The 14208-nt window shown below is 71.8% G+C and carries 10 protein-coding genes; 9 read left to right on the top strand and 1 reads right to left on the bottom strand.

The features are described from left to right. Positions 1–21: 21 nt before the first annotated feature. The 8 genes from leuS (at position 22) to holA (ending at position 11134) form a co-directional block, all read left to right on the top strand. Positions 22–2901: a leucine--tRNA ligase gene (leuS, locus tag ACQPXS_RS17650; RefSeq protein WP_433450270.1), complete on the top strand. Its 2880-nt coding sequence runs from the start codon at positions 22–24 to the stop codon at positions 2899–2901. Positions 2902–3042: 141 nt separating this feature from the next. Beyond that, positions 3043–3774 carry a hypothetical protein gene (locus ACQPXS_RS17645; protein WP_433450269.1) on the top strand — a complete coding sequence of 244 codons (732 nt, stop codon included), beginning with the start codon at positions 3043–3045 and terminating at the stop codon, positions 3772–3774. 71 nt (positions 3775–3845) lie between these two features. Next, positions 3846–4691, top strand: coding sequence for a DegV family protein (locus ACQPXS_RS17640; RefSeq protein ID WP_365333557.1), 846 nt, complete (start codon positions 3846–3848; stop codon positions 4689–4691). Positions 4692–4794: 103 nt separating this feature from the next. Then, positions 4795–6039, top strand: a complete 1245-nt coding sequence (locus tag ACQPXS_RS17635) for a helix-hairpin-helix domain-containing protein (RefSeq protein ID WP_433450268.1) — start codon at positions 4795–4797, stop codon at positions 6037–6039. A gap of 161 nt (positions 6040–6200) precedes the next feature. Continuing rightward, positions 6201–8789, top strand: a complete 2589-nt coding sequence (locus tag ACQPXS_RS17630) for a ComEC/Rec2 family competence protein (protein ID WP_433450267.1) — start codon at positions 6201–6203, stop codon at positions 8787–8789. Positions 8790–8816: 27 nt separating this feature from the next. Next, positions 8817–9671: an arylamine N-acetyltransferase family protein gene (locus ACQPXS_RS17625; protein WP_433450265.1), complete on the top strand. Its 855-nt coding sequence runs from the start codon at positions 8817–8819 to the stop codon at positions 9669–9671. Positions 9672–9810: 139 nt separating this feature from the next. After that, positions 9811–10056, top strand: a complete 246-nt coding sequence (locus ACQPXS_RS17620; protein WP_351797818.1) for a hypothetical protein — start codon at positions 9811–9813, stop codon at positions 10054–10056. An 88-nt stretch (positions 10057–10144) separates the two neighbouring features. Next, positions 10145–11134 carry a DNA polymerase III subunit delta gene (holA, locus tag ACQPXS_RS17615; RefSeq protein ID WP_351797819.1) on the top strand — a complete coding sequence of 330 codons (990 nt, stop codon included), beginning with the start codon at positions 10145–10147 and terminating at the stop codon, positions 11132–11134. A 510-nt stretch (positions 11135–11644) separates the two neighbouring features. On the opposite strand, the gene rpsT is transcribed toward holA, so the two are convergent. Then, a complete protein-coding gene (gene rpsT, locus ACQPXS_RS17610; RefSeq protein WP_067006864.1) occupies positions 11645–11911 on the bottom strand; it encodes a 30S ribosomal protein S20 in 267 nt (88 codons plus the stop codon). A 226-nt stretch (positions 11912–12137) separates the two neighbouring features. On the opposite strand from rpsT, the gene lepA reads away from it, so the two are divergent. Beyond that, complete coding sequence (gene lepA, locus ACQPXS_RS17605; protein ID WP_351797820.1) at positions 12138–14012, top strand: translation elongation factor 4; 1875 nt, start codon at positions 12138–12140, stop codon at positions 14010–14012. The last annotated feature ends 196 nt before the right edge of the window (positions 14013–14208 follow it).

Here is a 14208-nt window from a genome sequence, read left to right as displayed (position 1 = left end):
ATCGATGGAGCTTTGAGGATCATGAGCGAGACGAACCCCGCTGCCGCCGCCACGTCGGCGGAGGCCGCGCCGCACCGCTACACGGCCGCCATGGCAGCCGAGATCGAGGCACGCTGGCAGGACTTCTGGGACGCCGACGGCACGTACGCGGCGCCGAACCCCAAGGGCGACCTGGCGGGCGACCCCGGGCTGGCCGCCAAGCCCAAGAAGTTCATCATGGACATGTTCCCGTACCCCTCGGGTGCGGGTCTGCACGTCGGCCACCCGCTGGGCTACATCGCCACCGACGTCTTCGCCCGGTTCCAGCGCATGACCGGCCACAACGTCCTGCACACCCTGGGCTTCGACGCCTTCGGCCTGCCCGCCGAGCAGTACGCCGTGCAGACCGGCACGCACCCGCGCGTGTCCACCGAGTCCAACATCGAGAACATGAAGGCCCAGCTGCGCCGGCTGGGCCTGGGCCACGACAAGCGCCGGTCCTTCGCCACGATCGACCCGGACTACTACAAGTGGACCCAGTGGATCTTCCTGCAGATCTTCAACTCCTGGTACGACGACGAGGCGAAGAAGGCCCGCCCGATCTCCGAGCTGATCGCGCAGTTCGAGTCCGGTGAGCGCGCGATTCCGGGCACCACGCGCGCGTGGAGTGAACTGAACGTCCGCGAGCGCGCCGACATCCTGGGCGAGTACCGCCTGGCCTACGCCTCCGACGCGCCGGTCAACTGGTGCCCGGGCCTGGGCACCGTGCTGGCCAACGAGGAGGTCACCGCCGACGGCCGCTCCGAGCGCGGCAACTACCCGGTCTTCAAGGCCAAGCTGCGTCAGTGGAACATGCGCATCACCGCCTACGCCGACCGGCTGCTGGAGGACCTGGAGGCGCTGGACTGGCCCGAGGCCATCAAGCTGCAGCAGCGCAACTGGATCGGCCGCAGCGAGGGCGCCCGCGTCGACTTCCCGATCGACGGCGAGCACATCACGATCTTCACCACCCGCCAGGACACCCTGTTCGGCGCGACCTACATGGTGCTGGCGCCCGAGCACCCGCTGGTCGAGAAGTTCACCCCCGAGGCCTGGCCCGAGGGCACGCACGAGGTGTGGACCGGCGGACACGCCACCCCGGCCGAGGCCGTCGCCGCCTACCGCGCGCAGGCCGCCTCGAAGTCCGACGTCGAGCGCCAGGCCGAGGCCAAGGACAAGACCGGCGTCTTCACCGGCGCGTTCGCGACCAACCCGGTCAACGGCGAGCAGATCCCCGTCTTCATCGCCGACTACGTCCTGATGGGCTACGGAACCGGCGCGATCATGGCCGTCCCGGCGCACGACACCCGCGACTTCGCCTTCGCGCGCGCCTTCGAGCTGCCGATCCGCTGCGTGGTCGAGCCGACCGACGGCCGCGGCACCGACACCGCGGCCTGGGACGACGCCTTCGTCTCGTACGACGCGAAGCTGGTCAACTCCGCGAGCGACGAGGTCTCCCTGGACGGCCTGGGTGTCGTCGAGGCCAAGGCCCGCATCACCGGATGGCTGCAGGACAAGGGCATCGGCGAGGGCACCGTCAACTTCCGCCTGCGCGACTGGCTGTTCAGCCGCCAGCGCTACTGGGGCGAGCCCTTCCCGATCGTCTACGACGAGGACGGCGTCGCCCACGCGCTGCCCGAGTCGATGCTGCCGCTGGAGCTGCCCGAGGTCGAGGACTACAGCCCGCGCACCTTCGACCCGGACGACGCGAACACCCAGCCCGAGACCCCGCTGTCGCGCAACGAGGAGTGGGTCAACGTCACCCTGGACCTGGGCGACGGGCCCAAGAAGTACCGCCGCGAGACCAACACCATGCCCAACTGGGCGGGTTCCTGCTGGTACGAGTTCCGCTACCTGGACCCGCACAACGAGCGGCAGCTGGTCGACCCCGAGATCGAGCAGTACTGGATGGGCCCGCGCGAGGGCCGGCCGCACGGCGGTGTAGACCTGTACGTCGGCGGCGCCGAGCACGCCGTGCTGCACCTGCTGTACGCGCGCTTCTGGTCCAAGGTCCTGTACGACCTGGGTCACGTGTCGTCGGCCGAGCCGTTCCACAAGCTGTTCAACCAGGGCATGATCCAGGCCTACGTCTACCGCGACAGCCGTGGCATCGCGGTGCCGGCCGCCGAGGTCGAGGAACTGGACGGCGCGTACTACTACCAGGGCGAGAAGGTCACCCGCCTGCTGGGCAAGATGGGCAAGTCCCTGAAGAACGCGGTGACCCCGGACGAGATCTGCGCCGAGTACGGCGCCGACACCCTGCGCCTGTACGAGATGGCCATGGGCCCGCTGGACGTCTCCCGGCCGTGGGACACGCGCGCGGTGGTCGGCCAGTTCCGGCTGCTGCAGCGGCTGTGGCGCAACATCGTCGACGAGGCGACGGGCGAGGTCACCGTCACCGACGCCGAGCCCGACGAGGAGACCCTGCGCGCCCTGCACAAGGCGATCGACGGTGTCCGCCAGGACCTGGAGAACCTGCGCTTCAACACCGCCATCGCCAAGGTCACCGAGCTGAACAACCACCTGACCAAGGCCGGCACCGCGGTGCCGCGTTCGGTGGCCGAGCCGCTGGTGCTGATGGTCGCCCCGCTGGCCCCGCACATCGCCGAGGAGCTGTGGCGCAAACTGGGCCGCACCGACTCGGTCGTCCACCAGGACTTCCCGGTCGCCGACCCGGAGTACGTCGTGGACGAGACCGTGACCTGCGTGGTGCAGATCAAGGGCAAGGTCAAGGCCCGTCTGGAGGTGCCGCCGGCCATCTCCGAGGAGGAGCTGGAGAAGGTGGCGCTGGCCGACGAGAAGGTCGTCGCGGCGCTGGACGGCGCGGGCATCCGCAAGGTGATCGTCCGGGCGCCGAAGCTGGTGAACATCGTTCCGGCGTGACCGTCAGGCCACCGGAGCGGGCAGTCTCGGGGTAGTCCCCTACGGGCAGGTTCGGGGTTTTTCTGGAACTCCGGGCCTGCCCGCTGCGTTTACCGTGGAAAGCACAGCGGCGTGTGCCGCACCTGCCGGAGGAGGAGCGCCGTGGAAGCAGTGATCGCCGTGTTCGCCCTGCTTTTCGTGCTCTTCATCGGTCTTGGCGCGTACGCCACGGTCAAGGCGGTCGGCGCCGCCAAGCGCGGGGTGGACCGGACCATCGAGCAGGCCCGCCGCACCGTCGAGGACCACACGCTGCGCGCCAAGTCGTTCGTCCAGATCGGCCCGGCAGCCGAGATCGCGCAGCTGAGACTCGCGTTGCGCACCTCCATGCGTGCCACTCAGGACGCCCTGCGCGCGGGTGCGGCCGAGGACGAGTCGCTGAAGGAGTCCCTCGGCCTCTTCGAGCGGCTCAGCGTGCACGGGCACGAACTGGACGCCGACCTCAGGCGGCTGGAGTCGGAACCGGACCGGGCCGAACTCGGCGCGCGGCTGCCCGAGCTGCGCAGCCGCGCCGAACGCATCACCACGTCCGCGGACTCACTGCGCTGGGCGGTCCGCGACCGGGCGCGCCGCTTCGTGGACGACGATCTGGGCGCGCTCGGCGACCAGATAGACATCGAGGCCGACGCCCTGCGCCACTGGACCCCGGCCCGTCCCGGTCCGGCGCAGCGACCGCAGCCCGAGACATCCGCCGCGTCCACACCCGACGGCCCGGCGGCCCAGCACGCCCGCTCGCGGACGTCCGCCGAGGAGCAGGCGCGCCAGGCGATCACCCCGCCGTCGCCGCGCCTCACCTACCCCTGGCAGAAGAAGCCGCGCCCCGAGAGCACCACCTGACCCGGCCGCTCCCGCCCCCACCTCGGGGGGCGGGCTGCCGCACGAGCACTACGGCAGGTAACCTCCAGCTCATGTCCCGCCATGTCGCGATCGTCACCGATTCAACGGCCTACCTGCCGCCGCGGACGATGGAGCGTCACGGCATCACCTCGGTGCCCCTGACCGTGGTCCTCGGCGACCAGGCGCTCGAAGAGGGCACCGAGATCTCGACCCGCTCCCTGGCCCAGGCTCTGCAGAAGCGGCGTCCCGTCACCACCTCGCGCCCGAGCCCCGAGACGTTCGCGGAAACCTACCGCAGGATCGCCGAGTCCGGAGCGAGCGGCATCGTCTCCCTGCATCTGTCCGCCGAGCTGTCCGGGACCTACGACGCGGCCGTCCTCGCGGCCCGCGAGGCGCCGGTGCCGGTACGGGTGGTGGACACCGGGATGGTCGCGATGGCCCTCGGCTTCTGCGCGCTCGCCGCGGCCGAGGCAGCCGGAACCGGCGGCACGGTGGACGAGGCCGTCACGGCCGCCGAGAAGCGCGCCGCGGGCACGTCCGCCTACTTCTATGTCGACACCCTCGACTATCTGCGCCGTGGCGGCCGCATCGGAGCCGCACAGGCGCTGCTCGGTTCCGCACTCGCCGTCAAACCCCTGCTCCAGCTGGACGGCGGCCGCATCGACCTGCTCGAGAAGGTCCGTACGGCGTCCAAGGCCATCGCGCGTCTGGAGGAGATCGCCGCCGAGCGTGCGGGCGATGCCGAGGTCGACATCGCCGTCCATCACCTCGCCGCCCCCGACCGTGCCGCCGCGCTCGCCGACCGGCTGCGCGAACGGGTGCCGGGCCTGGCCGACCTCCATGTCAGCGAGATCGGGGCGGTGATCGGGGCACACACCGGTCCCGGGCTGCTCGGAGCGGTGATCTCACCCCGCTGAGCCAGTCACTCGTACGGGTGGCGGAGTTATCCACAACCGGGCTGTTGTCCCCGGGAATTGAACAAGATCATCGCGATTCGGCGGGATGTCCCATCCTCGTCGCATGGCTCTTCGATCACGTTCACGCACAGCGACTCCGACCAGCGGCCCCGGCCGCGGCCCCACCTCCGACGGCCGTATCCGCCACCGCCGTGGCATCGACCGCGGCCGTACCCGCCAGCGGCCGCCGGCGCCGGCCGAGGAACTGCGCCGCCGAGCGGAACTCCTCTTCGGTGAACGGGCCGTGCGACGGCGGGAGTCGGGGAACGGGCCGCCGGACGGGGAGGGGTCCGACGGCCCGGCGACCACGATGGCGAGCGGGGCCGCGACCGAGGCGCCGACGGGGGCGGATACGCAGGTGGCTACGGCATCGGCCACGGCGTCTGTCACGGGCCGGGCACCCGGGCTGGTCCCGGCGAGGGCGATGTCGGCCGCGGTCGTGCCTGCGCCGACCGAGCCACCGCACGCCGTGCCGGCCGACGGGCCGGCGCCGATGCCGACTCCGGTACCGAGCACGACCCACGACCCGGAACCAGCGGGGTATGTAAGCCGGTCAGGGCTGGCCGACCGCGCAGGCCCCCGCTGGTGGGAGCGGTTCGGGCCGGGGTTGCGGGAGCGGCTGCCGGTGTGGCTGCAGGCGCGGTGCGGGGTGGAGCGGCGGGGAGTCATGGCGCTCGCCGTGGTGCTCGTGGCCGCCGCGGTGTTCGCCCTGCAGCACTTCTGGGCCGGGCGGACCGAGTCCGTGAGCGCGCCTCAAGTGGTGCGCGCGCAGGTGCCCTACGCCAAGTCGGACACGCACCACACCAGGAAGGAAGGCGACGCTGAGGCCGCCGGCGCGGGTGCGGGCGCCTCGGCCACTCCCGGTGGGCAGATCGTCGTGGACGTCAGCGGCAAGGTCCGTCACCCGGGCATCCAGCGGTTGCCGGCAGGCTCCCGGGTGGCCGACGCGCTGCGGGCGGCAGGCGGTGTCCGGCCAGGCGTAAGCGTCGAAGGGCTCAACCGCGCCCGCTTCCTGGTCGACGGCGAACAGGTCGTCGTCGGCGCGCCCGCCGGGGCGGTACCTCCGCCCGGCCCGTCGACCGGGCCCGCCTCCGGACCGGCCGGCACGGGCCCCGCGGCGCCCGTCTCCCTCAACACGGCCACGGCGGACCAGCTCGACGCGCTGCCGGGAGTCGGCCCGGTCCTCGCTCAGCACATCATCGACTACCGCACACAGCACGGCGGTTTCCGCTCGGTGGACGAACTGCGCGAGGTCAACGGCATCGGCGACCGCCGCTTCGGTGATCTGCGGAACCTGGTGCGGCCATGAGCCGGGCGATCACCGACGGGCCGCCGGGGCACGGGAGTTCCGGCGTACTCGCGCAGGCCCGGCGGGGAGGCCGGCGGTCAGGACACCCGGAGGCCGGCGACGCCGTAGTCCGTGACACCAGGGAAGACGGGACCGCCGCTCGCGGCGACCGGGCGGGGCCCATGGACCTGCGTCTGGTGCCGCCCGCGCTCGCGGCCTGGGGCACGGCGGCCCTGACGCTGGACACCCCGGCGGGCTGGACGGCCGGGATCGCGATCGTCTGCCTGGTGGGCGGGCTCGCCCTGCTGGCGGCGCGGAGGGCTCCACGGCCCGCACAGCCCGTACCGGCCGGGCAGGTCACGCGGAGAGCGCAGGCCGGACGGCCGCTCGGGCGGTCCGCGTGGGCCCGCGCTTCGATCGCCGCCGTGCTGCTGTGCGTCGCCGCGGCTGCCACCTCGGCGGGGCTGCACGGAGCGGACCTGCGGCGCGGGCCGGTACCCGAGCTGGCCCGGCGGTACGCGATCGTGACCACCGAGGTCGAGGTGAGCGGCGACCCCTGGCTGAGCCGCCCACGGGTGCGCGGTGATCACGCCGCGCCGCAGGCGGTACTGGCCCGGGCGGAGGTGCGGCGCGTCGAACAGAGCGACGGGACGAGTGTGCGGACGCGGACTCCGGTGCTGTTGGTCGTCGACGCGGATGTTCCCCCGCCGGGAGGGACGGCCGACGGTGAGCAGGGCGCGTGGGGCACGCACGACAGTAAGGGTGCGCGGGGCAGGCAGGGCGCTCGTGATGCCTGGCTCGGGTTGCTGCCGTCCACGCGGCTGCGGGTCGGCGGGCGGCTGGCGCCCGCGCTGGCGGGTGGGGAGCGGACCGCGGCCGTGCTGCGGGTGCGCGGCCGGCCGGTGCCGCGGATCGTGGCGGGGCCCAGTGGGCCGCAACGGTTCGCGGGACGGCTCAGGGCCGGGTTGCGGGAGGCGACCGACGGTCTGCCGGGGGACGCGCGGGCGCTCCTTCCCGGGCTGGTCGTCGGGGACACCTCGCGGATCACGCCCGAGCTGGACGAGGCCTTCAAGGAGACGGACCTGGCGCACACGCTCGCCGTGTCCGGCAGCAACCTCACCGTCCTGCTGGCGCTGCTCATCGGGCCGCCCGGACTGGCCCGGCTGGTCGAACGCCGTGGTCTCGCCCCGCGCCTCGGCCTCTCGCTGCGGACGACCGCGCTGCTCGCCGGGGTGCTCACGCTGGGATTCGTGGTCGTGTGCCGGCCCGACCCCAGCGTGCTGCGGGCCGCCGCCTGTGGTGCGGTCGCGCTGCTCGCCCTGGCCACCGGGCGCCGCAGATCCCTGATCCCGGCACTGGCCACGGCCGCTCTGCTGCTGGTGCTCTACGACCCGTGGCTGGCCCGCAGCTACGGCTTCCTGCTCTCCGTGCTGGCCACCGGCGCGCTGCTCGTCCTGGCACCGGGCTGGAGCGAGGCGCTGCGGCGGCGCCGGGTGCCGCCGAGGCTCGCGGAGGCGCTGGCGGCGGCAGCCGCGGCACAGGCGGTGTGCGGCCCGGTCACGGCGGTGCTGTCGGCGCGGGTGAGCCTGGTGGCGGTGCCGTGCAACCTGCTCGCCGAGGTGGCGGTGGCACCGGCCACCGTGCTGGGGTTCGCGGCGCTCATGACGGCGCCGTTGGCGATGGTGCCGGCCAAGGCGCTGGCCTGGTGCGCGAGTTGGCCCGCCGAGTGGATCGCCGGTGTGGCCCGGACGGGGGCGGCGCTGCCCGGCGCGGGAGTGGACTGGCCGGGGAGCGGGCCGGGAGCGCTGCTGCTCGCGGCGGTCACGGTCGCCGTCGTCCTGGCCGGGCGGCGGCTCACCCGGCATCCGTGGTGGTGCGGGCTGCTCGGGGTGCTGCTTCTGCTCGCGGTGGTGCGGCCGACGCCGCTGACCCGGGTGATCACGGGCTGGCCGCCGCCGGGCTGGCGGTTCGCGATGTGCGATGTCGGACAGGGCGACGCGACCGTACTGGCGGCGGGCGAGGGAGCCGGGGTGGTCGTGGACGCCGGCCCCGATCCGGCGCTGGTCGACCGCTGTCTGCGGCAGCTGGGCATCACGCGCATCCCGCTCCTCGTCCTGACCCACTTCCACGCCGACCATGTGGCGGGACTGCCCGGGGTACTGCGGGGCCGTTCCGTGGCCGCGATCGAGACCACGGGGTATGAGGAGCCCGCCGACCAGGCCGAGTTCGTCAGAAGGGAGGCGGCGGCGCGGCACATCCCGGTCACGCGGGCCGTAGCGGGAGAGGAACGGCGTGGCGGAGCGCTCTCCTGGCGGGTCCTGTGGCCACCGCCGAGCACCCGGCCGCCCTGGGACACCCAGAGCCCGTACTGGCCGGGCCCGGTGCCCGAGCCGGACGGTCCGAACGACGCCAGCGTCGCGATGCTGGTGCGCTCGGGCGGGCTGCGGCTGCTGTTGCTGGGCGACCTCGAACCGCCGGCCCAGCAGGCGCTGGTGCGGTCACCGGCGGCGGCCGAGCTGGCCGCTGTGGACGTCCTGAAGGTGGCCCATCACGGCTCGGCCTACCAGGACCCGGAACTGATACGGCTCGCGGCTCCCCGGGTGGCGCTCATCTCGTGCGGCGCCGACAACCCCTATGGCCACCCGGCACCGGCGACCGTGGCAGCGCTGCGGGAGGGCGGGGCGCTGGTGCTGCGCACCGACCGGGACGGGGAACTGGCGGTCGGCGGGACGGGAGGGAAGGACGGGGAGGTGCGGGTGGCGAGAGACTGAGGACCGGATGTTCGCCAGACTGGGGCCATGAACTCAAGCCAGGTCGAGGCCTATCTCCGCCGGATCGGGGCCGAGCACCCGCAGGAGCCCACCGGCCGGGCGCTGCGCGAGCTGCAGGTGCGCCATCTGCGGACCGTCCCCTTCGAGAACCTGTCGATCCACCTCGGCGAGGAGATCGTGCTGGAGGAGGAGCGGCTGCTGGACAAGGTGGTCGGGCGCGGACGGGGTGGCTTCTGCTACGAACTGAACGGCGCCTTCGGCACGTTGCTCGCCGCGCTCGGATACGAGGTCGAGCTGCTCGCGGCACGCGGGTACGCCGACGAGGGGCGGCTCGGCATCCCGTACGACCATCTCGCCCTGCGGGTGCGGACGGTGGAGGGGGAGACCTGGCTCGCGGACGTCGGGTTCGGCGCGCACAGTCACCACCCGCTGAGCTACGCGGAACGCGAGGAGCAGGTGGACCCGGCCGGCGTGTTCCGGGTGGTGGCGGCCGGGCCGGACGCGGCCGGGGTGAGCGGAGGCGGCTCGGCCGGTTCCGGGGACCTGGACGTCGTACGGGACGGCAGCCCGCAGTACCGGCTGGAGACGCGGCCCCGCGTGCTCGGGGACTTCGCGGCCGGGGTCTGGTGGCACAGCACCTCGCCGCTGTCGCACTTCACCCGGTCACTGGTCTGCTCACGGGTCACCGAGGACGGAGGGAGGATCACGCTCAGCGGGCGGGAACTGAAGACGACGGCCGGCGACGGTGCGCGCGCGACGTGGGAGTTGGAGACGGACGAGGAGGTGCTGACGGCGTACCGGGAGCGGTTCGGGATCGAGCTGGACCGCGTGCCGACTGTGCGGAACCGGAACCGGAACCGGAGCAGAAACCCGGATTCGTAATGCGTCCGGTTCCGGCGTTGGTGTCGGATTCCCGCGAAATGGGTCCGGGCCTACGCCTGACGTGCCCGCCGCGCACCGAGGCCTGACCTGGGTGTACGGCGCCGTCCCGGCCTTCCGAAGGGTGCCGGAGAATGGGCCCGTGAGCGATGTGAGACACGTGCTGGTGCTGCCGGACCGGGATGCCGCCGAGGAGGTGGCCGAGGTGCTCGGCGAGCGGTTCGGGCTGGACGAGGAGCCCCGGATCGTCCGGGACGCGCTGGCCGGCGAGGACGACGCCGAGGATGCGCAGTGGCTGGTGGTCCTGCGGGACGAGGACGGGCGGCTGGACCCGGCGGAGCTGGACGAGTTCGCCGGGGAGTGGGACGGCTGGCGCGAGGAGCCGTGACCCCGAGACGGGGCTCCGGGTCCGCTCCGGGACCGGTCAGGGTGCCGGGGCCGGTTCGTTGTCAGTGCCGCGTGGGATGCTGTGGGTGATGGCCAGGAAGACTGCGAATGACGACCCTCTCGCCCCGGTGACGCTCGCCGTGGGCCAGGAGGACCTCCTGCTCGACCGTGCCGTGCAGGAGGTGGTGGCCGCCGCCAAGGCCGCCGACGCCGACACGGACGTACGCGACCTCACCCCGGACCAGTTGCAGCCCGGCACCCTCGCCGAGCTCACGAGTCCTTCGCTCTTCGCCGAGCGGAAAGTCGTGGTCGTACGCAACGCGCAGGACCTGTCCGCCGACACGGTCAAGGACGTGAAGGCATATCTCGGGTCGCCCGCCGAGGAGATCACGCTCGTGCTGCTGCACGCGGGCGGGGCCAAGGGCAAGGGGCTGCTGGACGCCGCGCGCAAGGCGGGAGCGCGGGAGGTGGCCTGCCCGAAGATGACCAAGCCCGCGGACCGGCTGGCCTTCGTGCGGGGTGAGTTCCGCTCCTTCGGGCGGTCGGCCACGCCCGAGGCGTGCCAGGCACTCTGCGACGCCATCGGCAGCGATCTGCGGGAGCTGGCCTCGGCGGTCTCCCAGCTGGTCGCCGACGTGGAGGGGACGATCGACGAGGCGGTCGTCGGGCGGTACTACACCGGCCGGGCCGAGGCCTCCAGCTTCACGGTCGCCGACCGGGCCGTGGAGGGGCGTACGGCGGAGGCGCTGGAGGCGCTCAGATGGTCGCTGGCGACGGGCGTGGCGCCGGTGATGATCACCAGCGCGCTGGCCCAGGGCGTGCGGGCGATCGGCAAGCTGTCCTCCGCGCGTGGGGGGCGGCCGGCGGATCTGGCGCGGGAGCTGGGGATGCCGCCCTGGAAGATCGATCGGGTGCGGCAGCAGATGCGGGGGTGGACGCCGGACGGCGTCGCGGTCGCGATGCGGGCCGTTGCCGAGGCCGACGCCGGGGTGAAGGGCGGGGGCGACGATCCCGAGTACGCCTTGGAGAAGGCGGTCGTGACGATCGCCCGTGCGGCGCGGTCGAGGGGCCGGAGCTGATCCGGCGCGGACTCGGGCGGACCTGGTCCTGAACGGTTCCTGAGCCGGGGCGGATCGGGCGCCCACCCAGGGAGGCCCACCCAGGGAAGCCCACGCCCTGCCCGCAACGGTCGTCCGCACGCTCGTCCGCAAGCCCCACAACGCCCCCTCCCGCAGGGACACGCACACCCTTCCGGGCACTGCCGGCGGGCACTGCCGGCGGCGGTCCGGACGCCAGGCACCGTGCGGCCGGGAGTCACCCGCCATCGCCGTCCGCTACCCGACCCGTGACGTCACGGCCGACACCACGCGCGCCGACGCGCGCGGCCCGGCTCCGGTCGTAAGAGGGGCATGCCGAAGGCCCCGCCGCCCACCCTGGGGAAGGGAGGGTGCCGGGGCCTTCGGATCAAGCTGGTGGACTCGCACCCGCGTGGCGAACGCAGGCCGCGTGCGAATCCGGGGGTGCCGGGCGGGAGCGGATGAGAGAGGGCCCGCTCTGGGTCCTTCCGGCGGTCAGATCAAAAAGGAGGTTCAGCCCTTGAGGGACGTGACCTTGGAAGCAAGCGCCGACTTCTTGTTGGCGGCCTGGTTCTTGTGGATGACGCCCTTCGAGACGGCCTTGTCGAGGGCACGCGCGGCAGCGCGCTGCAGCTCGGTGGCCTTCTCGACGTCACCCGCGGCAGCGGCCTCGCGGGCCTTGCGGATCGCGGTCTTCAGGGAGGACTTGACGGCCTTGTTGCGCAGCCGAGCCTTCTCGTTGGTCTTGATCCGCTTGATCTGGGACTTGATGTTCGCCACGAAGGAGCCTTTTCAGGTTCTGGTGCGGGGCCGCGCGGGTCCCGTACCGGTGATCCAAAATTTCTCTGACGCGCCTCGCGCTGAGAGGACATGAGGCACAGCCATCTACAGTACCAGTGGCCCTGCGAGCGGCCCAAAACGGTGCCCGGTCCCTCCGCGTGGGACCATGGAGACTACGTATCGATCCGACCCGAGGCATAAGGCGCCTCAAGAGACAGGACCCTGCGTGCCCGCGACCCCTAACCATGTGCCCGAGCCGAGCCGTACCGACCCGGCTCTGATCCGCAATTTCTGCATCATCGCGCACATCGACCACGGCAAGTCCACGCTCGCCGACCGGATGCTCCAGCTGACCGGTGTGGTCGAGCAGCGGCAGATGCGTGCTCAGTACCTCGACCGGATGGACATCGAGCGCGAGCGCGGAATCACGATCAAGTCCCAGGCGGTGCGTCTGCCCTGGGCCCCCACCGAGGGCCCCGACCAGGGCACGACCCACATCCTCAACATGATCGACACCCCGGGGCACGTCGACTTCACCTACGAGGTCTCGCGGTCGCTCGCCGCCTGTGAGGGGACCATCCTCCTCGTCGACGCCGCCCAGGGCATCGAGGCGCAGACCCTCGCCAACCTCTACCTGGCGATGGAGAACGACCTCACGATCATCCCCGTACTGAACAAGATCGACCTGCCGGCGGCCCAGCCGGAGAAGTTCGCCGAGGAGCTGGCGAACCTGGTCGGCTGCGACCCGGAGGACGTCCTCAAGGTCTCCGCGAAGACCGGTCTCGGCGTCGACGCGCTGCTGAACAAGGTCGTCAAGGAGATCCCGGCGCCGGTCGGGGTCGCCGACGCGCCCGCCCGCGCGATGATCTTCGACTCCGTCTACGACTCCTACCGCGGTGTCGTGACGTACGTCCGTGTCATCGACGGCCAGCTCAACAAGCGCGAGCGCATCAGGATGATGTCGACCGGCGCCACCCACGAGCTGCTGGAGATCGGCGTCAACTCGCCCGAGATGCTGCCGGCCGACGGCCTCGGCGTCGGTGAGGTGGGTTACCTCATCACCGGTGTGAAGGACGTCCGGCAGTCCAAGGTCGGTGACACCGTCACCAGCCAGAGCAAGGGGGCGACGGAGGCGCTCGGCGGGTACAAGGACCCGAAGCCCATGGTCTTCTCCGGTCTGTATCCGCTCGACGGCTCCGACTACCCCGAGCTGCGCGAGGCCCTGGACAAGCTGCAGCTCAACGACGCCGCGCTGGTCTACGAGCCGGAGACCTCCGCGGCCCTCGGCTTCGGCTTCCGCGTCGGCTTCCTCGGCCTGCTGCACCTGGACGTGATCCGGGAGCGGCTGGAGCGTGAGTTCGGCCTCGACCTGATCGCCACCGCCCCCAACGTGGTCTACCGCGTGGTCATGGAGGACGGCAGCGAGCACGTCGTCACCAACCCGAGCGAGTTCCCCGAGGGGAAGATCAACGAGGTCTTCGAGCCGGTCGTGCGGGCCACGATCCTGGCGCCCACGGAGTTCATCGGCGCGATCATGGAGCTGTGCCAGACCCGGCGCGGCACCCTGCTCGGCATGGACTACCTCTCCGAGGACCGTGTCGAGATCCGCTACACCCTCCCGCTCGCGGAGATCGTCTTCGACTTCTTCGACCAGCTGAAGTCCAAGACCCGCGGCTACGCCTCCCTGGACTACGAGCCCACGGGTGAGCAGACCAGCTCCCTGGTCAAGGTCGACATCCTGCTGCACGGCGACAAGGTCGACGCCTTCTCGGCGATCACCCACAAGGACCAGGCGTATGCGTACGGCGTGCGGCTCGTCGCCAAGCTCAAGGAGCTGATCCCGCGGCAGAGCTTCGAGGTGCCGGTCCAGGCCGCCATCGGCTCCCGGGTCATCGCCCGCGAGACCATCCGCGCCATCCGCAAGGACGTCCTCGCCAAGTGCTACGGCGGTGACATCTCCCGTAAGCGGAAGCTGCTGGAGAAGCAGAAGGAAGGCAAGAAGCGGATGAAGATGGTGGGTTCCGTGGAGGTTCCGCAGGAAGCCTTCATCGCCGTCCTGTCCAGCGATGACAGCGCGGGGTCGGCCAAGGGCAAGAAGTAACTAGCGGTAACAACGGGTTACGTCCATAAACGCGGACACAAAGGGGCTCGTCGTGCGAAAGTGCGGCGGGCCCCTACGCGTGCGTAGCGTCGCTCTGCGTGGAAAGTGACAGGCCGATGCCCCTTACGCGGCAGCCGGTCGCGGCTTACTCTGATCCCTGCTCGATAGTTACTCGCGAGTTAAACAACAGTGTTAC

The sequence above is a fragment of the Streptomyces sp. CA-142005 genome (genome assembly GCF_050942335.1).
GTDB lineage: Bacteria > Actinomycetota > Actinomycetes > Streptomycetales > Streptomycetaceae > Streptomyces.
This window is presented reverse-complemented; position numbering and strand designations above follow the sequence as displayed.